This window comes from Caulobacter sp. 602-2 (assembly GCF_011043625.1).
In the GTDB taxonomy this organism is placed as follows: domain Bacteria; phylum Pseudomonadota; class Alphaproteobacteria; order Caulobacterales; family Caulobacteraceae; genus Caulobacter.
The window spans coordinates 170,102-188,369 of the sequence record NZ_JAAKGT010000009.1 but is presented as its reverse complement, the minus strand read 5'-3'; the positions used below and the strand labels follow the sequence as shown (position 1 = coordinate 188,369).

Genomic DNA, 18,268 nt, shown 5'->3' with positions numbered 1-18,268 from the left:
TTTCCGGTTGCACGCCCCGGGGGCAGGCCCCGTGGGACCGATCCTCAGCCTCCGGCCTTGACCGCGCCCCAGGTGCGGGTGGCCTGGCCCTGGCCAAGGGCCGCTCGCAGCCAGGCCAGGTTGTTGTCGACCATCTGCGGCGGCAGGTCCTGGCGGGCCAGCTTTTCGGCCTCGTCGACGCGGCCCTGCAGGCCGACCACCAGGGCCAGGTTCTGGCGGACCTGGATGGTCGAGGACGGCATGGCGGCGGCCTTGCGCAGCAGGACCTCGGCTCCGGCCAGGTCGCCGTGACCGGCCAGGTACATGGCCAGGTTGGTGGCCGGCGCGGCCTCGTTGGGGGCCAGGGCCACGGCCTGGCGGTGGGCGGCCAGCGCCTCGTCGTCGCGCTTGGACTGCTCCAGCGCCACGCCCAGCAGGGATTGCGGGCGCCAGTCGCGCGGCGCGGCGGCCGCGGCGGTCTTGGCCGGCTCGATGGCGAAGAAGCCCTCGCCGCGCGCCAGCTGCACCCGGGCCGACTCCAGCAGGGCCTCGACGTCGCTGGGATGCGAGACCAGCACCCGGCTCGAAGCGGCGGCGGCGTCGTCATAGCGGCCCAGCCCTCGCAGGGCCTGGGACAGGGCCACGCCCGCCTCGGCGTCGCGCGGGTCGGACTCGAACTCGTTGCTCCAGAAGGCGGCGCGGGCCAGGGGGTCGAAGCGGCGCGCCTCGGCCCGCTCGGCCGCGCTGGCCTTGCGCGGACCGGGCGGCTGGGCGGGCGCCTGGACGCTGGCCTGGGCCTTGCCCGCCGCCTTGTCGCCCTTGTCGGCGGCCAGGGCCGGAACGCTCAGCAGAAGAATGGGCGTCAGGACGGTTGCGAGCAGGGCGGGCTTGCGACACATGGAAGGCATGTCTCCGAAAGGTCGGCCGAGCATCGCGCGGCCCCCTCAAGGAATCGTTAAGCATAAATTCGCGAAGGCCCCGGCCCATGACCGAACCCCTGATCACCTCGTCCTCGCGCGGCGCGACCGATGGTCCCGTGATCCCGGTGCACGCCCTGTGGGAGGACGAGCTGGCGGCCTTCCTCGACGCCCGGCCAAGCTTCGTGCGCGGCTTCGCCCAGCTGTCGGACTTCTCGGCCAAGGCCGGCCAGACGGTGGTCGTGCCCACCCCCGAGGGCGCCCTGGACCGCGTGCTTTTCGGCCTGGGACAACGCCTTAAGGGCGGCAAGGCCGACGCCATGGCCTTCCGCGCCCTGCCGGCCAGACTGCCGGCCGGCGACTATCGCCTGCACGCCGCGCCCGAGGGGCTGGACCCCGCCCAGATCGCCCTGGCCTTCGCGCTCGGCACCTATCGCTTCGACCGCTTCAAGGCCCGCGGCGCCGACGGAGCGCGACGCCTTGTCGCGCCCGAAGGCGTCGACATCGCCGAGATCCAGGCCATCGCCCACGCCTGCGCCCTGGCCCGCGACATGGTCAACAGCCCGGCCAACGCCATGGGTCCGCGCCAGATCGAGACCATCGCCCGCGAGATCGCCGAACAGTTCGGCGCCAGCTTCTCGGCGATCGTCGGCGACGACCTGCTCGAGCAGAACTATCCGGCAGTCCACGCCGTGGGCCGCGCCGCCGTGCCCGAGCGCGCCCCGCGCATGCTGGAGATCCAGTGGGGCGACGAGGCCCATCCGGTGGTCGCCGTCGTCGGCAAGGGCGTGGTGTTCGACACCGGCGGCCTGGACATCAAGCCCTCGGCCGGCATGCGCCTGATGAAGAAGGACATGGGCGGCGCCGCCCACGCCCTGGCCCTGGCCCGCATGGTGATGGCCGCCCGCCTGCCGGTGCGGCTGGTCGTGCTGGTTCCGGTGGTCGAGAACGCCATCGCCGGCGACGCCATGCGCCCAGGCGACGTGCTCGACAGCCGGGCGGGTCTTTCCATCGAGGTCGGCAACACCGACGCCGAGGGTCGCCTGATCCTGGCCGACGCCCTGACCCGCGCGGCCGAGCTGTCGCCGGCCCTGACCATCGATCTGGCCACGCTGACGGGCGCGGCCCGCGTCGCCCTGGGGCCGCAGGTGATCCCCTTCTACACCCCCGACGACGCCCTGGCCGGACAGATCGAGGCGTCCGCCCGCAAGGCCGCCGACCCGGTCTGGCGCATGCCGCTGTGGGACGGCTATCGCGAGGCGCTGGAAAGCGATGTCGCCGACCTGAAGAACGATCCCGACGGCTGGGCCCAGGCCGGTTCGGTGACGGCCGCCCTGTTCCTGCAGCGCTTCGCCCCCACCACCGGCTCGTGGGTGCACCTGGACATCTTCGCCTGGAACCCCAAGGGCGCCCCGGGCCGTCCCAGCGGCGGCGAGGCCCAGGCCATCCGCGGCCTCTATGCGATGCTGAAGGGCCGGTTCGCCTGATGGCCGATGATCGCCGCCTGACCCTGGCCCGCCCGGACCTAGCCGACATCGCGCTGGAGGGCCGGGTGGCCGCCGAGCGCTACGACGCGCCCAAGGCCCGCCAGGTCGCCGTCCCGACCGCCGCCCTGCGCAAGGCCCCCGCCCCCGACGCCGAACAGGAAAGCCAGCTTTTGTTCGGCGAGCGGTTCGCCGTGCTGGACATGAAGGACGGCTTCGCCTGGGGCCAGGCCGCCCGCGACGGCTATGTGGGCTGGGTCGCCGAGGCCGAGCTTGGCCCTCTTGGCGAGAGCGCCACCCATCAGGTGGCGGTGCTGCGGACCTATGCGTTCGACGCGCCGGACATCAAGTCGCGGCCGGCCGGGCTCTATTCCCTCGGCGCGCTGGTGAGCGTGGAGGCCCGCGAGGGCCGCTTCGCCAAGGGCGCGGGCACGGGCTGGTTCATCGAGGCCCACCTGGCGCCGATCGGCCTGCCCGCCGCCGTCGACCCGGCCAAGGTCGCCCTCGGCTTCCTGGGCGCGCCCTACCAGTGGGGCGGGCGCGAGAGCCTGGGCCTGGACTGTTCGGGCCTGGTGCAGCAGGCCCTGGCCGCCACCGGCAAGGCCGTCCCGCGCGACACCGACATGCAGTTCGGCTTCTTCGCTCCGATCGACGAGGCCGATCGCCGGCGCGGCGACCTAGTGTTCTGGAAGGGCCACGTGGCGATCCTGCTGGACCGCGACACCATCGTCCACGCCAACGCCCACCACATGGCCGTGGCGATCGAGCCCCTGGACGAAGCCATCGCCCGCATCGACGCCGCCGGCGTGGGCCAGCCGACCGGGTGGCGGCGGCCCTAGGGAGGGTCAGCCTGAACACCCCGTCCTCCGTCCTTCCCCGCGAAGGCGGGGAGGCTCGGCCTGGAGGAGGCCGGAGCCCGAAAGTGTCGCCTAGCCGACACTGACACAGCCGAAACGCGAGTTGCGGCAACGGGTTACCGACAAACTCGCCCGTCGAGCGCCGCGTTGTTGTCATGACAGCGCTTTACCTCTATCGCGACGCATTCTCACCTGTCGGAGAAATGCCGTGTCGTCCCGCCTCGCCCTGCTGCTGTCCACCGCCCTGCTCGCCCCCCTGGCCGCGAGCCCCGTCCTGGCCCAGGACGCCGCCCCGACGGCGGTCGAGGAAGTGATCGTCACCGGCTCGCAGGTGCGCCTGCCGCCCGCCTATGCCGGCGGCCAGGTCGCCAAGGGCGCGCGCGTCGGCCTTCTGGGCGCGCTCGACACCATGGACACCCCCTTCGCGGTGACCAGCTACACCGAGGAGCTGATCCGCAACCAGCAGGCGCTGAGCGTCGGCGACGTGCTGCAGAACGACCCCACGGTGCGGGTCAGCAAGGGCTTCGGCAACTTCCAGGAACTGTACGTCGTGCGCGGCTTCCCCGTGTACTCCGACGACATGACCTATAACGGCCTCTACGGCGTGCTGCCCCGGCAGTTCGTGGCCGCCGAACTGGTCGAGCGCGTGGACGTGTTCCGCGGCGCCAACTCGTTCCTGAACGGCGCGGCCCCGGGCGGCAGCGGCGTCGGCGGCGCCTTCAACCTGGTGCCCAAGCGCGCGGGCGCAGCGCCGCTCACCCGCTTCACCGCCGGCTGGGACGGCGGCGAGCAGCTGTACGCCAAGGCCGACGTCGCCCGACGCTTCGGCCAGGACGACGCCTATGGCGCGCGCCTGAACCTTGGCCTGCACGGCGGCGAGACGGCCGTCGACGGCGAGAAGCGCGACCTCAAGGTGATCGGCCTGGGCCTGGACCGTCGCGGCGAGCGCGCCCGCTTCTCGGCCGACCTGGGCTGGCAGGACCACCACATCGACGCCCCGCGCCCGACCGTCACCCCGGCGAGCGCCATCCCCAAGGCCCCGTCGGCCGACAAGAACTTCGCCCAGGACTGGACCTATACCGACGAGCGCCAGCTGTTCGGCGCGGCGCGCGGCGAGTTCGACCTCAGCGACAACGTCAGCGCCTGGGCCGCCGTCGGCGGCCGCAAGGGCAAGGAAGACAACGTCCTGGCCAACCCGACCGCCCAGCCGGACGGCACGATCAGCGCCTATCGCTTCGACAACGTCCGCAAGGACACCATCCTGTCGGCGGACGTCGGCCTGCGCGCCAAGTTCGCCACCGGCCCGGTCGGCCACAGCGTCGTGGCCTCGATCGCCCAGGTCGACCTGAAGTCGCGCAACGCCTACGCGTTCTCGAACTTCGCCGGCTTCGCCAGCAATCTCTACACGCCCGTGCAGGTCGCCAAGCCGGCGGCCGACTTCTTCATCGGCGGCTCGCTGTCGGACCCCAACGTCACCGAACGCGCCAAGAACCGCAGCGTCGCCGTCGCCGACACCCTGTCGTTCCTGGACGAGGCCCTGCTGGTCACGGTCGGCGTGCGCTACCAGGAGATCTGGACTCGCACCTACGACTACAACACCGGCGTCGGCGGCGTGGCCTACGACAGCGACGCCACCACCCCGGCGGTGGCCGTGGTCTACAAGCCCAGCGACAAGATCTCGCTCTACGCCAACTACGCCGAGGCCCTGGTCCCCGGGAAGATCGCGCCCACCGTGGTCAACGGCGTGACCGTGGCCAACGGCAACGAGATCCTCTCGCCGTTCCGCGCCGAGCAGGCCGAGGCGGGCGTGAAGTACGACGGCGGCGCGTTCGGCGGCGCCCTGAGCGTCTTCCGCACCACCAAGCCCAGCGAGTACTTCAACGCCACCACCCGCATCTACAGCGCCGACGGCGAGCAGGAGAACAAGGGCGTCGAACTGACGGCCTATGGCGAACTGACGCCCGGCCTGCGCCTGATCGGCGGCGCCACCTGGATGGACACCAAGATCAACCGCGCCCAGACCGCCGCGCTGGAAGGCAAGTCGGCGATCGGCGTGCCGGAGTTCCAGGCCAACCTGAACCTCGAATACGACGTCGCCGCGCTCGACGGCCTGACGCTGGAGGGCCGCGCGGTCTACACCGGCTCGCAGGCCGCCAACGAGGCCAACACGGTGGAGCTGGGCTCGTGGACCCGCTTCGACATCGGCGCGCGCTACGCCTTCGAGGCCGGCGATCGTCCGGTGACCCTGCGCGCCCGCATCGAGAACCTGGCCGACAAGAACCAGTGGGTGGCCGTCGGCGGCTATCCGGGCGCCAACTACCTGACGCTGGGCGCCCCGCGCACCCTGCGCCTGTCGGTCACCACGGACTTCTAAGGCCCCGATGAAGCCGTCGACGCTCCGCGCCTGGTCGTGGGTCCACAAGTGGTCGAGCCTGGTCTCGACCCTGTTCCTGCTGATGCTGTGCGTCACCGGCCTGCCGCTCGTGTTCACCCACGAGATCGAGGAGGTCGCGATGCACCAGGCCTGGGCGCCGGCCCATCCGGACGGCCCCAAGCTGAGCCTCGACCAGGTGCTGGAGACGGCGCTCGCCCGCAAGCCGGGCGAGGTGGCCGCCTTCATGAGCTTCGACGTCGAGCGGCCGGTGGTGAACGTCACCACCGTCAAGCCCGGCCAGGCGGGCTACAGCTTCCAGCCGATCGACCAGACCAGCGGCGATCCCGCCCCCTCGGTGGCGGGTCATCCGGTGATGGAGTTCCTGCTCCAGCTGCACACCGACATGTTCCTGGGCCTGGCGGGCATGCTGTTCCTAGGCGCCATGGGGCTGCTGCTGGTGATCGCGCTGGTCTCGGGCGTCGTCCTCTACGCCCCGTTCATGCGCAAGCTGCCGTTCGGCACGGTGCGGGCCCGCAAGGCCGCCCGCACCCGCTGGCTCGACTATCACAACCTGCTGGGCGCGGTGACCCTGGCCTGGGTGCTGGTCGTGGGCGTCACCGGGGTGGTCAACACCCTGGCCACGCCGATCATCGGCTACTGGAAGAACACGGCGCTGAAGGAGCTGACCCAGGCCTACGACAAGCCCGCGCCGTCGAACGCGCGCAGCTCGCTGGCCGCCGCGGTCGAGCGCGCCAAGCTGGCCCTGCCGGGCAAGCAGCTGCAGTTCGTGGCCTTCCCGGGCAGCAGCTATTCGACCGACCACCACTATGCGGTGTTCTTCCACGGCGACACGCCGCTGACCGCGCACCTGACCACTCCGGCCCTGATCGACGCCCGCACCGGCCAGCTGTCGGCCGTGGCCCCCACGCCCTGGTACGTGAAGACCCTGTCGCTGTCGCAGCCGCTGCACTTCGGCGACTATGGCGGCCTGCCGCTGAAGATCCTGTGGGCGCTGCTCGACATCGCCACCATCGTGATCCTGGGCTCTGGCGTCTATCTGTGGCTGGTCAAGCACCGGAGCGCGCGATGAGCCGCCCGCACCTTTCCCTCTGGCAGGTGTTCCGCATCCCGGTGGTGGTGGCCGCGCTCAGCCTGTTCGGCCTGGTGGCCGCCCTGCTCGACGACGGCGCGTGGGACTGGATCGGCGCGGCGGCGCTGGGCGCCTCGGTCGTGGTGACCGTCTGGGCGCTGGCGGCGCGGCGGCGCTGATCGATTTTCCGGAGCGGTCCCAGGAGCGGGAGGCGCGCCCCCGCACGCTTCCCGCTCCCCCCGTTCGCCTTCCGGCCCCCCAGCCGGATCACTCACGGTCGCGGCGTCGCCCTCCCCCGAGAACGCCCGCAATCGGACGGCGCGGACTGTAAGCGGGGGTCACGGGATAAAAATACTCGTCTCGCTACTCATTCTGAGCGACGGTCGCCCTTGCGCCCGATCCGGACGCTTGCTCTGTTCCACCGATGCTTGACCAGCCGGCGACATCCACTCCCACCGCACCCGCGCCGGCGCGCCGCCTCGCCGAGGAAGTCCGCGCCTCGCTGGCCTATGTGCGCGACACCATCGAGATCACCCGCGGCGAGCACGACCTGCTCGACGCCTGGATTCTGACCGCCGCCCTCGACGCCAACATGGCCACGGTGATGCGCGATCCGGCCCTGCTGGCCGTCTATGGCGGGGCTGACCAGTCGGCGCCGGACGAGCTGCGCCGGCCGGTCAGCGTCAACGCCATCGCCCAGTCGCTGGTGCTGCCGTTCGAGACCGTCCGCCGGCGGGTGCTGCGGCTGGCCCGCCAGGGCCTGTGCGTGGTCGGCCCGCAAGGCGTGGTCGTGCCCAACGGCGCAGTGACCACCGAGGCCTATCGCGATCAGATGCTGGGCCGCTACCAGCGCGCGCGCCGCCTCCACCACGACCTGAAGGCCATCGGCGCCCTGCCCGACGACCTAGCCGCGCCGCCCGCGCCCGTACAGGAGCCGCCGCTGCGGGCGGTGAACTGGGCGCTGTCGGAGTACGTCCTGCGGACCTGCCACGACCTGATCCTGCTGACCGGGGCCCTGATCGCCAGCCGGGTGCTGCTGGAACTGGTGGTGAGCAACATCGAGGCGCTGCCGGGCGAGGCCCTGCCGGACTGGGCGGCCGATCCGGCCCGCATCGGCCGCGCGACGCGGACGGCGGCCCTGGCGCGCTCGCTGCGCGTGCCGCCCGAGACCGTGCGCCGCCACCTCAACGGCCTGGAAGGCCAGGGCTTCTGCCTGCGCCGCGACGACGGCTGGGTCGCCACCGCCCCGCCACAGGCCCTGCCGCGCCTGCTCGCCATGGGCGAGGCCAACCACGCCAACATCAAGCGATTGTTCGCCCGCCTGCGTCCGCTGGGCGCGCTGGCGGCGTGGGAAGCCGAGCCCGCCTGACGCCGATGCGTTTCCGATCCGCCGGCGCGATCTTTCCGGTCCTGGCTCGCCCTTCGATTGTCCATTGGACATCCGGCTGCTAGGGCGGGCGCTGGTATCGAGGGGGAATTCGGATGATCCAGCGGATCGCCACGGCGCTGGCCGTGATGGCTCTGGCATGTGCGAGCGGCGCGGCGGCGCAGCCGACGGCGCCGGCCAAGGACCTGTCGGGCCGGTGGGCCAAGACTCCGTCCGGCGGCGACATGGCCGCCGCCTATCCCGACCGGGCCATGCGCGAGGGTGTCGGCGGCAAGGCGACGCTGAGCTGCAAGGTCACGACCGACGGGCTGTTGGCCGAGTGCGTCGTCGCCTCGTCCACCCCGGACGGATACGGCTTCGACCAGGCCGCCATGCTGCTCAGCCAGGGCTTCCAGATGCAGACGCCCGTCCCGGCCCGCTATGCCGAGCCCGACGCGCGGGCGACCATCCCGATCGTCTTCCAGGCGCCCCCGGGCCAGAGCATGAGGCGCGGCGTGCTGAAGGGCTTCGGCGACGGTACGATCGTGCTGACGCGGCTGAAGGACGGCGAGACCCCCGAGGGCCCGGTCGCGCGCTGCGGCGAGGCTCGTTGCAGCGTCGGCATGGTGGTCTGGGCCGAGCGTCCGGCCGGCCCAGACGCCGTGGCCATTCTCGACCGCGCCGGACGCACGGACGGCCTGACCCTCGCCGACTGCGATATCGCCAAGGACGGACGCCTGACGACCTGCGACTATCGCGGCGTCGATGACCCCAAGGCCAAGGCGGCCGCCGCCGAAGCCGTGTCGCGCATGCGGGCGGCGCCGCAGACCAGGGAAGGCTCCCCCACGGCGGGCGCCCACGTGCAGATCCCGTTCCAGTGGGACTGGCTGATCGCCGGCATGAAGCCCGCGGACTGAGGCCTCAGGCCTCTTCCGCCGCGCCTTCCTGCAGCGCCAGCTTGACCGGCGCCCAGCTCAGGCGGTGGATCGGCGAGGGCCCCAGCTTCTTCAGCCCCGCCACGTGGATCGGCGCGTGATAGCCCTTGTGGCCGGCGAAGCCATAGCCGGGATAGAGGGCGTCGGCCTCGACCATGATGCGGTCGCGGGCTTCCTTGGCCAGGATCGAGGCCGCCGCGATCGAGCACGACAGGGCGTCGCCCTTGACCACGGTCTTGACCTCGCACGGCAGCACGAAGCGGTAGTTGCCGTCGACCAGGGCGAAGCTCGGCGTCACCGCCAACCCCTCGACCGCCCGGCGCATGGCCAGGCCCGCGGCGTGCAGGATGTTGAGCTCCTCGATCTCCTCGACGCTGGCCATGCCCACGCACCAGGCCACGGCCATGGCCTTGATCTCTTCCTCCAGGGCCGCGCGGGCCTTGGCCGAGAGCTTCTTGGAGTCGTTGAGGCCCTTGGGCACCCGCGCCGGATCCAGGATCACGGCGGCGGCGCTGACGGGCCCGGCCCAGGGCCCGCGACCGGCCTCGTCGACGCCGCAGACCGGTCCCGGTCCGCAGGCGGCTTCCAGCATCATGTCGGGTCCGGTCGGCATGGGGCCTGTCTAGGCGGGTTCGCGGGCGAAGGAAACCGGCGCATGACCGAAGATTAACTGGCCCGCCCCGCCCCGGGCTGGTCCCTTGCGCCCGGGGCGGGGACGGCTCCAGGGGTACTGATCATCATGAACCGTCGCGCCTTGCTGGCGGCCGGACTGGCGTGTCCGGCGCTCGCCGCCTTTTCCACCTTGGCCTGGGGCGCGACCCCGGCCGATCGCACCGAGGCCATCGTGCGGCGGTTCATGGCCGATCGCCGCGTGCCGGGCGCGCAGGTGGTGGTGGTCAAGGACGGGGCGATCGTGTTCTCGCGCGCCTACGGCCTGGCCGACCTGGCCGGCAAGATCCCGGCCACGCCGACGACCACCTTCCCCATCAACTCGATCACCAAGGCCTTCACCGGCGTGGCGGCCATGCGCGAGGTGCAGGCCGGGCGGCTGGACCTCGACAAGCCGATCGGCGCCTATGTGGAGGGCCTGCCGGAAACCTGGCGCGACATCCAGGTGCGCCGTCTGCTCAGCCACACCTCGGGCCTGCCCGACTTCGTGCCGCGCCAGAAGGACGGCGCCGTCGACGAGGCCACGGCCTGGAAGGAGGCCCTGGCCGCGCCGGTGCTGTTTCCGCCCGGCCAGCGCTTCCACTACTGCCAGACCAACTACGCCCTGGTGCAGATGGCTATCGACCGCCTGCACGGCCTGCCGGTCAGCACGCCGCTGGGCGGCGAGCAGTTCGCCATCGCCGGCATGACGAGCTCGCGCTACGGCGACAGCCGCGATCCTGGGCCTTCGCGGGCGACCTCCTACGGCTATCGCCGCGAGACCCCCGACCAGCCCGCGCCTCGCCAGGAGGTGTTCTCGCCCCTGGCCCGCGCCGCCGCCGGCCTCGACAGCACCGGCGATGACATGGGCCGCTGGATGATCGCCCTGATGGACGGACGCCTGCTGGACGCGGGCGCCCGCAAGACCATGTGGACCCAGGTTCCCTATACCGACGGCCAGCTGGGCCAGTGGGGGCTGGGCTGGCTGGTGCTTGAGCGGCCCGACCGCCTGGTGGTCGGCATGACCGGCGGCAGCCGCAACGCCGTCTATCTCTATCCCGACGACGGCGTGGGGGTGGCGATCCTCAGCAACCTGGCCGGCGGCACGCCCGAGGACGTCATCGACGAGATCGCCCGGGCCTATGTTCCCGGCATGCGGCTGACCGGCGTGGCGGCCCTGCGCGCGGCGCTGTCCGACCAGCCGAAAGCCGCCTTCGCCGGCGTCATCGCCGCCCAGCGCAAGGACCCGGCCTTCAAGCCGTCGGAGCACGAACTGAACGACTGGGGCTATCGCCTGCTGGCCTTCGGCGACAACGCCAAGGCCCTGGCGGTGCTGTCGCTGACCGCCGACCTGTTCCCCAAGAGCGGCAACGCCCAGGACAGCCTGGCCGAGGCCTACGCCGCCAATGGCGACAAGGCCGCCGCCATCGCCCACTACCGCCGCTCGCTGGCGCTGGACCCGGGCAACACCAACGCGGTCAACCGGCTCAAGCGCCTGGAGGCGCCGACGCCCGGAAGCTGAGCCTTCCGGGGTCAGCCAGCGTCCGTCGGGGTCGGCGGCTCCGCCCGCGTCCGGGCGTTGAGGCGGCGCACCAGCACCGCCCCGCCCAGCAGCAGGGCGCCGACGGCCAGGAACGAGGCGGCGCGGACCACGCCCTCCAGCCGGGCCAGGTCGACCAGCAGCACCTTGCCCGCCGTCAGCAGCAGCACCGCAAGGCCGGCCCAGCGCAGCACCGCGTCCCGGCGGGTCGAGCCCAGGCTCAGCACCACCAGGCCGAAAGCCGCCCAGACGGCCGAGAAGGTCCAGGTCTCGAGCCCGCCCGCGGACATCGAGGCGCCCATGGCCGGGCCGTGGAAACCGCAGCGGACCACCAGGCTGACCAGCACGAACAGCACGCCGACGGCGCTGGCCCGGGCGGCGATCGCCAGGCGGCCGTCGCGGCGGCCAAGCTCCAGCAGCAGGGCCGCGCCCGCGACATGGGCCAGGGCCAGCAGCGCCGCGCCGATGGGCGGCAGCCGCGCCTGGTCGGGTCCCCACCAGGGATTGGCCAGGAAGCCGAACACCAGGACCGCCAGCACCAGGGCGATCCAGCCCACGGTCGGGGCGGCGCGGGCCAGCCAGCTGGCGGCCGGCCGCGCGGTCAGGCGCGGGTCGAAGAAGCCTCGGGCGGCCAGGAGCAGCAGCACCGTGTAGCCGGCCAGCTCGCCCCGGCCGATCCCGGCCTCGGCCATCGCCCGGCCATGGATCCCGTGGCGCAGGGCCAGCACTGCCCACAGCAGGCCGAACACCGCCGAGCCGACCACCCAGCCGCGCCCGGCGGCGTCGACCGGCCGTCGCCAGGCCGCGACCGCCAGCAGCACGGCCGGCGCCAGGTAGGACAAGAGCAGGGTGTTGAACAGCGGCGGTCCGGCCGGAACCTCGCCCATGCCCCACCAGGGGTTGGCGACCAGGCCCTGCAGCAGCAGGCCATGGGCCAGGCCCGCGCCGACCACCAGCAGCGTGCGCCAGCGGGCCAGCGGGCCGTCGTCCGGCCGCTGGCGCAGCACCAGCACCAGGCCGGCGGTCAGCAGGATCAGGGTGCGCAGCGAAGATTCCAGCAGCGGCGCCGAGGCGTGGCCCGGCTTGCCGACCACGACCAGGTGCACGCCGATGAACAGGCCCAGCAGCAGGATCATCAGGACGCTGGCGCCTTGGGCCTCGGCCTCGTTGCGGCGACCGGCGGCCTTCAGCAGCCAGGCGGCGGCGAAGGCTGTCAGGGTCGCCGCCCCGCACACCGCCGCCAGGATCGGCAGGGGCAGGCGGCCTTCCAGCGCCGGCCCGATGAAGGCCGGGCGCAGCATCACCACCAGGGCCAGCAGGCCGCCGACCACGCTGGCCTGGGCCAGGCCGTGCCAGGGCAGGCGCCGGGCGGCGATCGCCAGGGCCAGGGCCGCCAAGGCGAAGGCGGCGGGCTCGAACCTGGGCTGGGTCGCGCCGTGGATCGCCAGGAAGACCATCTCGGCGGCGGCGGCCAGCCAGATCGCCAGGCCGGGATCGCCGGCCGGCGCCTCGCTGCGGCGGGCGATCAGCACGGCCAGGCCGAACATGCCCGCGCCCAGCAGGGCCGCCGGCGTCCAGGCGTGGTCGAAGCCGGCCTCGCCCAGCAGCGGCCAGGCCAGGCTGGCGGCGAGCGCGGCGGCGACGCCGGCGATCGCCAGCAGTTGCGGGCGCTGGCCCGCGTGCAGCCGCTGCGCCGCGGGCAGGGCCGTCAGCGGAATGAAGGCCAGCAGCAGGTGGAGCCAGGGCGGCGTGACGGCCACCCCGGCCTTGTCGCCCTCGAACAGCAGGCAGCAGAGGATCGCAAACACCGTGACCCCGGCCGGGGCGGCGAACAGGGCCGGCGGAGCCTGGCGCGTCGCGATCGCCAGCGCGGTCAGGCCCAGCAGGACGCCGCTCAGCACCCCGGCGGCGGCCGAGGCCTGGCTGGGCGACCAGAACCACACCGCCATCGCGCCCAGGCTGGCCAGGAACAGGGCGGCCATGGCGCTCTGGCGCAGGCGCAGCACCTGGGCCTGCGTCTCGCCCGTCCGCCGGCGCCGCCAGAGCGCGGCCAGCGGCCCGGCGGCGGCCAGGGCGACCAGGACCGCGCCGGCCGCGTACTGCCGGTCGGCCAGCGGCGGCAGGCTCAGCAGCAGCGCGCCGACGGCCGTGGCCAGGCTGGTCCAGCCCCACCGGCGGCTCGCCGCCAGCACGAAGCCGGTAGCGGCGACCAGGATGGCGTAGGCCTCGAAGACCACGGGTGACCAGGACGAGATGTCGGTGACGATCGGGGTGGCGGCCGCGCCGACCATGGCCACCAGGGCCAGCGGCTCGCCATGGCGCAGCGACAGCGCCAGAAGCCCCAGCGACACCGCCGCCGCCAGCACCGCCGCCAGCCAGAACGTGATCAGGTGATAAAGGCCGTGGGCGGCGCAGACCGCGCCGTACAGCGTGACCGCCCCGGCCCCGGCCGCGATGGCGGCGGCCAGCAGGTGGCGGCTCGTCTCGGCCTTGCGGCGCAGGATCCATTCGCTGGCCAGCACCATCAGGGCGCCCAGCGCCACCGCCGCGGCGATGCGCAGCGGCGGGGTGAAGATCCCCTTCTGGGCGGCGTAGGCCACCAGCAGCAGGCCGCCCAGCGCCAGCCCCCCGCCGCCGATCCAGGCTAGGCCGTTCTCGGCCAGCCAGGTCGAGGCGGCCTCGCGGGTGATCATCGGCCGGGCGACCCGCGGCGCGGGCGCGGGGATGGTCATGGGTTCGGGATGAGGCTCGGACGCGGCCGGCTCGACCGTCCAGGGCGAGGGCGGCGTCGGCGCGGCAGGCTCGCGAACGGCAGGCTCCGGAGGAAGCGGCTCCTCGGAAATCACGCTCCGGGAAACCGACACGGTCTCGGGCGCCTCAGGCGGCTCGCGCCGCTCCAGGGCCGCCTTCAGGCGCTCCAGCTCGGCCAGGGTCTGGTCCAGCCGCCGCCGCACGATGTCGAGCGACTGATGCTGCAGCGCGACCCACACCGTCAGGCCGACGATGAAAACCCATTCCATGCCGCGACACGCCCCCGAACGCTACGCCCCAGGCTCTAGCACGGAACGGTTGAGCCCGCCCAGGCTCGACGCCGAGCGCGCCGCCTGGAGCGAGCCGGCGCTCAGCCAATCCAGCCCTTGCCCACCGTACTCCCCCGCGAAGGCCGGGGCCCAAGCCGCCTTCGCGGGCGAGCGGGGCCGTGGACGACCCACGGACGCCGCTTGGGTCCCCGCCTTCGCGGGGAAGAACGGGGTGTGGGGGACGCCTGTCGGGCGAATGTCGCCGCCTAGTGGCGATGCCCCAGGGCCTTGCACTCGTCGTGGCGGAAGCAGGTGACGAAGTGGTCGTTGACCATGCCGACCGCCTGCATGAAGGCGTAGACGATCACCGGACCGCAGAACTTGTAGCCCCTGGCCTTCAGGGCCTTGGCCATGTCGACCGCCAGCGGCGTCTGGGCCGGGACGTCGCCCATGCCGGTGAAGGCGTTCTGGATCGGGGCGTCGCCGACGATGTTCCACAGGAACGCCGAGAAGTCCTCGCCGCGCTCGCGCATGTCGAGATAGATCCGCGCGCCGGCGATGGCCGCGTCGATCTTGGCGTTGGAGCGGATGATGCCGGCGTCGGCCATCAGGCGCGCGCGGTCGGCCTCGCCGAAGCGGGCCACCGCCTCGGGGTCGAAATCGGCGAAGGCGGCGCGGAAGGCCTCGCGCTTCCTCAGGATGGTGATCCACGACAGCCCGGCCTGGAAACCGTCGAGCACCAGCTTTTCCCACAGGGCGCGGCTGTCCCACTCGGGCACGCCCCACTCGGTGTCGTGATAGGCCTCGTACAGCGGGTCGCCGTTCATGCCCCGCCAGGTGCAGCGATGGATCTCTGTCATCCGGCGACGCTAGCAGACCGCACGGCGAAAACCAGAACTTTTGCGGAACATTCATGCACCAACGACGGAAACGCCGATCTCGCGCGTTTGGCTGGTCAGAGGGACGCCAACGACAAGGAGACGCCGCAGATGCGAGCTTTCCGAACTCTCGCCGTGCTCGCCCTGGCGACCGCGACCATGACCGCCACCCCCGTCCTGGCCCAGCACCGCGACCGCGACAACAATCCGCCCGGTCCGCGCGGCGGCCCGGGCACCAACTGGGAGAACCCGCCCGGCTGGCGCGGCGGCCCCGGCGCCTCGCCCGATCGCCGCTACTATCGCTGGCAGGGCCAGAAGGTGCGCTTCGACTACCGCCGCGGCTATTACTACAATCCGCGCTTCGGCTACTGGCACCCCAACTACGGCTGGTGGAACCAGGCCCGCCGCTGCTGGCTCGACCGCGACGACAACCCGCCCGGCCCGCGCGGCGGCCCCGGCACCAACTGGGAGAACCCGCCCGGCTGGCGCGGCGGTCCCGGCGCCTCGCCCGACCGCTACGGCCGCTGCCGCTAGGACGTATCGCGCCCGGCCCCCATGGGGGCCGGGCGTGACCACCGATCGGTAATCAATTCCCGGTAGAGCGCCTCTGTGATTGCGGGGGCGCCAATGAGCACGTGGATCGAGAGGCTGTTTGGGACGCGCAAGCCGGCGCAGAGGCCGGACATTCGTCCGGCCAGGCCGGTCTGGCCGCTGATCGTGACGCTGATGGGGCCGGCGTTCCTGCTGCAGCTGATCCCGGTGCTGAACCTGCTGCTGGTGTTCCTGCTCTCGCCGCTCTGGATCGCCGCGCTGCTCAACGTCGCGCTCGTGACCATGGTGCTGGACGTTCGCCGAGGCGCAGCGCCGCGCTGGCTGCTGGCGGTTCCCATCGCGGTCTATGGCGGCAGCCTGGCCTACAGCGCCATCAGCTACGTGCAGTATCGCCTGCTCGACGCCCGCCTGCACCGCGAGAACGCGGCCCAGCGGCTGGCCTTCGATCCGGCCCGCATGGACCTGGTCGCGCCGGGAAGACTGGCCCAGGGCGTGCTCTACGGTCACGCGATCCCGACCGCCTACACCGACGCGCGAGGTCTGCGCGGCGACGGCGTTCCGGTTTCCCTGCGCATCCTGCCGCCCGCGGTCTGCGACACCATTCCCCGCTCGCCGGATTTCCGGATGAGCGTCTCGACGGTCGGCTTCGAGCTGCCCGATCTCGCCAACGCCTGCATGCTCAGCCTTCCGGGCGATCCCGAGCGCCCCGCCGTCCTGGTCAAGCGCGACCCCCAGTTCCCCAAGGACACGCCCCGCACGCGCCTGACCCTGACGGCGCCGGACGGCGCGGCGGTGACGCTGGTCCATGGCCGTCACGGCGTGGCCCTGCCCCTTCCGCTGCCGTTCGTCGCCTGCCTGACCTGGAACAGACTCGACTGCAAGGCCGAGTGGATCCGCCTGCCGCTGGCGGTGGGCGGCCGCGACGAGGACGAGGCCGCGATGATCGCCGCCGCGCTCGGGCTGAAGCCACGGATTTCGCAACTCGTGAAGGGCAGGAATCCCCTCGACGCCTCGCTGGTGCTGGACGAGGCCCAGACCCAGGCCCTGGCGGCCGGCTCCGAACCGGCCGTGGCCGAGGCCCGCGCCTACGGCGGCAAGGTCGTCGACACGGCGCTGGCGCGGTTTCGCAGTTTGCTGGCCGGACAGGCGCTGGCCCGGGGCGAAATCTTCGACAGCTGGATCGTGGCCAGCAACGCCGACAAGCTGGATGGCGAGGCCGGCGCCCTGCTGGCCGCCATCGAGCGCGACCTCGCCGACCCTGACCGCACCGCCAGCATGCGGGTCTATGGCGAGGTCGCGGCCGCCCTGCCGCCGGAGACGTTCGACAGGATCGGTCCGGGCCTCGCGGAGATGGTCGGGGCCGACGAGACGCTGAGAACATCGAGAGGGCTGGTGATCCGGCTCGGCGACCTGGGAGAACCGGCGGTTCCCGTGCTGATCGGCATGCTCGAGGCCGATCGCTCGCGGGAGGTCCGCATCGACGCAGCGCTGGGCCTTTGCCGGGCCGGCCGAAAAGCTCGCGACGTCGCCGACCGGGTCGCCCGCAGCGGCCGCGCCAACATGGATTCGGATGCGACCGAGGCGCTCGTCCTGGCGCTGATGCGGATGGACCGGCCCGACCTGGCGCGGGCTCTCGCCGCGCCGACCAGCGAAGGCCGCGACGGCAAGGGCCGGGCGCGCCCCGCGCCCAGCAGGGTCCAGACCGCGCTCGCCGAGGTCGACGCGGCCTCGCCGCCGTCGGCCTGCCTGCGCGGCGGCTTCGCCAACCGGCTGCCCGACCTGCCCTGGCTAGACTGAGGCCGCCGTCGGCGTGGGCGGAACCCACTCGGGGCGATCCACCCGCACCGGCCGGCCGTCGACGGTCAGCTCGGCGCCTTCGATGCGGTCGAGGCGCAGCAGGGCCATGGCCCGACCGTCGGTCCCGCTGAGCACCTCGCCGGCGCGCAAGGTCCCGGCCAGCACCTCGGCGCCGAAGGCCGGGGCCGGGCCGTCGAAGACGATCGGCAGCATGCGGTTCTTGATCGTGCCGCGCCGCTTCATGCGGCTGGTGGTTTCCTGGCCGACGAAGCAGCCCTTCTTGAAGTCGATGCCGGCCAGCAGGTCGAAATCGGCCTCGATCGGATAGTTCCTGTCGCTCAGCCAGTCGGCGGGGCCGGGCACGCCCAGGGCCAGGCGATGGGCCTCGAAGGCCGCCTCGTCGGCGTCGGGCTCGTCGACCGGGCCGTAGACCCGCGCGCCCAGGGCCGCCAGGCGCGGATCGGCGTACAGCCCCTCGCCGGTCACCGTCGCGCCGGAGGGATCGAACACGGCGGCGACCACCAGGTCGAGCGGGCCGATCTCCACCTTGGCCCGCAGGCGGTACATGGAAAGACGCGCCACGATGGTGTCGCGATGCTCGGCGGCGACGTCCAGCAGCGCGCCGTCCGGCAGGCCGGCTGCGAACAGGTCGTAGAGCAGTCGCCCCTGCGGCGTCAGCAGGCCCGAAAAGCGCAGCTCGCCCGGCGCCAGGGTCTCGACGTCCTGGGTCAGCAGGCCCTGCAGGAAGCTCCGCCAGTCGGGACCGGAGACGCCGATCACGGCGCGGGACGAGAGGCGGGCGATACGCTGGCTGGTCATGGTCGCACATGT

15 protein-coding genes are annotated in these 18,268 nt (G+C 72.7%); 10 read left to right on the top strand and 5 right to left on the bottom strand.

Translation table 11 applies throughout. The features are described from left to right. Positions 1-44: 44 nt before the first annotated feature. Entirely contained in the window at positions 45-878 is an 834-nt protein-coding gene (locus G5B46_RS17835) for a tetratricopeptide repeat protein (protein ID WP_165260933.1), read from the bottom strand. 86 nt (positions 879-964) lie between these two features. Between G5B46_RS17835 and G5B46_RS17830 the strand changes: the two genes are divergently transcribed. From G5B46_RS17830 to G5B46_RS17800, 7 genes are all read left to right on the top strand, one after another. Then, the gene (locus G5B46_RS17830) at positions 965-2,383 is read left to right on the top strand and encodes a leucyl aminopeptidase family protein (protein ID WP_165260931.1); all 1,419 of its coding nucleotides are present in this window, start codon (positions 965-967) and stop codon (positions 2,381-2,383) included. Next, positions 2,383-3,219 carry an NlpC/P60 family protein gene (locus G5B46_RS17825; protein WP_165260929.1) on the top strand — a complete coding sequence of 279 codons (837 nt, stop codon included), beginning with the start codon at positions 2,383-2,385 and terminating at the stop codon, positions 3,217-3,219. Before G5B46_RS17830 ends, G5B46_RS17825 begins: the two co-directional genes overlap by 1 nt. A gap of 226 nt (positions 3,220-3,445) precedes the next feature. Then, positions 3,446-5,611, top strand: a complete 2,166-nt coding sequence (locus G5B46_RS17820; protein WP_165260927.1) for a TonB-dependent receptor — start codon at positions 3,446-3,448, stop codon at positions 5,609-5,611. A gap of 7 nt (positions 5,612-5,618) precedes the next feature. Further along, the gene (locus G5B46_RS17815) at positions 5,619-6,701 is read left to right on the top strand and encodes a PepSY domain-containing protein (protein WP_165260925.1); all 1,083 of its coding nucleotides are present in this window, start codon (positions 5,619-5,621) and stop codon (positions 6,699-6,701) included. Then, positions 6,698-6,880 carry a hypothetical protein gene (locus G5B46_RS17810; RefSeq protein ID WP_205691742.1) on the top strand — a complete coding sequence of 61 codons (183 nt, stop codon included), beginning with the start codon at positions 6,698-6,700 and terminating at the stop codon, positions 6,878-6,880. Before G5B46_RS17815 ends, G5B46_RS17810 begins: the two co-directional genes overlap by 4 nt. Positions 6,881-7,125: 245 nt before the next feature. Further along, complete coding sequence (locus G5B46_RS17805; protein WP_165260921.1) at positions 7,126-8,070, top strand: hypothetical protein; 945 nt, start codon at positions 7,126-7,128, stop codon at positions 8,068-8,070. Positions 8,071-8,183: 113 nt separating this feature from the next. Then, complete coding sequence (locus G5B46_RS17800; RefSeq protein ID WP_165260919.1) at positions 8,184-8,984, top strand: energy transducer TonB; 801 nt, start codon at positions 8,184-8,186, stop codon at positions 8,982-8,984. 4 nt (positions 8,985-8,988) lie between these two features. Here the strand turns inward: G5B46_RS17800 and G5B46_RS17795 are convergent, their stop codons facing one another. Continuing rightward, positions 8,989-9,615, bottom strand: a complete 627-nt coding sequence (locus G5B46_RS17795) for a ribonuclease HII (protein WP_165260917.1) — start codon at positions 9,613-9,615, stop codon at positions 8,989-8,991. Between the two features lie 126 nt (positions 9,616-9,741). On the opposite strand from G5B46_RS17795, the gene G5B46_RS17790 reads away from it, so the two are divergent. Further along, positions 9,742-11,172 carry a serine hydrolase domain-containing protein gene (locus G5B46_RS17790; RefSeq protein ID WP_165260915.1) on the top strand — a complete coding sequence of 477 codons (1,431 nt, stop codon included), beginning with the start codon at positions 9,742-9,744 and terminating at the stop codon, positions 11,170-11,172. An 11-nt stretch (positions 11,173-11,183) separates the two neighbouring features. Here G5B46_RS17790 and G5B46_RS17785 read toward each other — a convergent pair whose 3' ends face one another. Continuing rightward, positions 11,184-14,210 carry a DUF2339 domain-containing protein gene (locus G5B46_RS17785; RefSeq protein WP_165260913.1) on the bottom strand — a complete coding sequence of 1,009 codons (3,027 nt, stop codon included), beginning with the start codon at positions 14,208-14,210 and terminating at the stop codon, positions 11,184-11,186. 266 nt (positions 14,211-14,476) lie between these two features. After that, on the bottom strand, positions 14,477-15,070 hold the full coding sequence (locus G5B46_RS17780) for a DNA-3-methyladenine glycosylase I (RefSeq protein WP_165260911.1): 594 nt from the start codon (positions 15,068-15,070) through the stop codon (positions 14,477-14,479). Positions 15,071-15,199: 129 nt separating this feature from the next. On the opposite strand from G5B46_RS17780, the gene G5B46_RS17775 reads away from it, so the two are divergent. Both G5B46_RS17775 and G5B46_RS17770 read left to right on the top strand, forming a co-directional pair. Next, complete coding sequence (locus G5B46_RS17775) at positions 15,200-15,622, top strand: hypothetical protein (protein ID WP_165260909.1); 423 nt, start codon at positions 15,200-15,202, stop codon at positions 15,620-15,622. 93 nt (positions 15,623-15,715) lie between these two features. Further along, a complete protein-coding gene (locus G5B46_RS17770) occupies positions 15,716-17,437 on the top strand; it encodes a hypothetical protein (protein ID WP_165260907.1) in 1,722 nt (573 codons plus the stop codon). Here G5B46_RS17770 and G5B46_RS17765 read toward each other — a convergent pair. Continuing rightward, positions 17,429-18,256, bottom strand: coding sequence for a folate-binding protein YgfZ (locus G5B46_RS17765; protein WP_165260905.1), 828 nt, complete (start codon positions 18,254-18,256; stop codon positions 17,429-17,431). The genes G5B46_RS17770 and G5B46_RS17765 overlap by 9 nt on opposite strands. Positions 18,257-18,268: the final 12 nt, after the last annotated feature.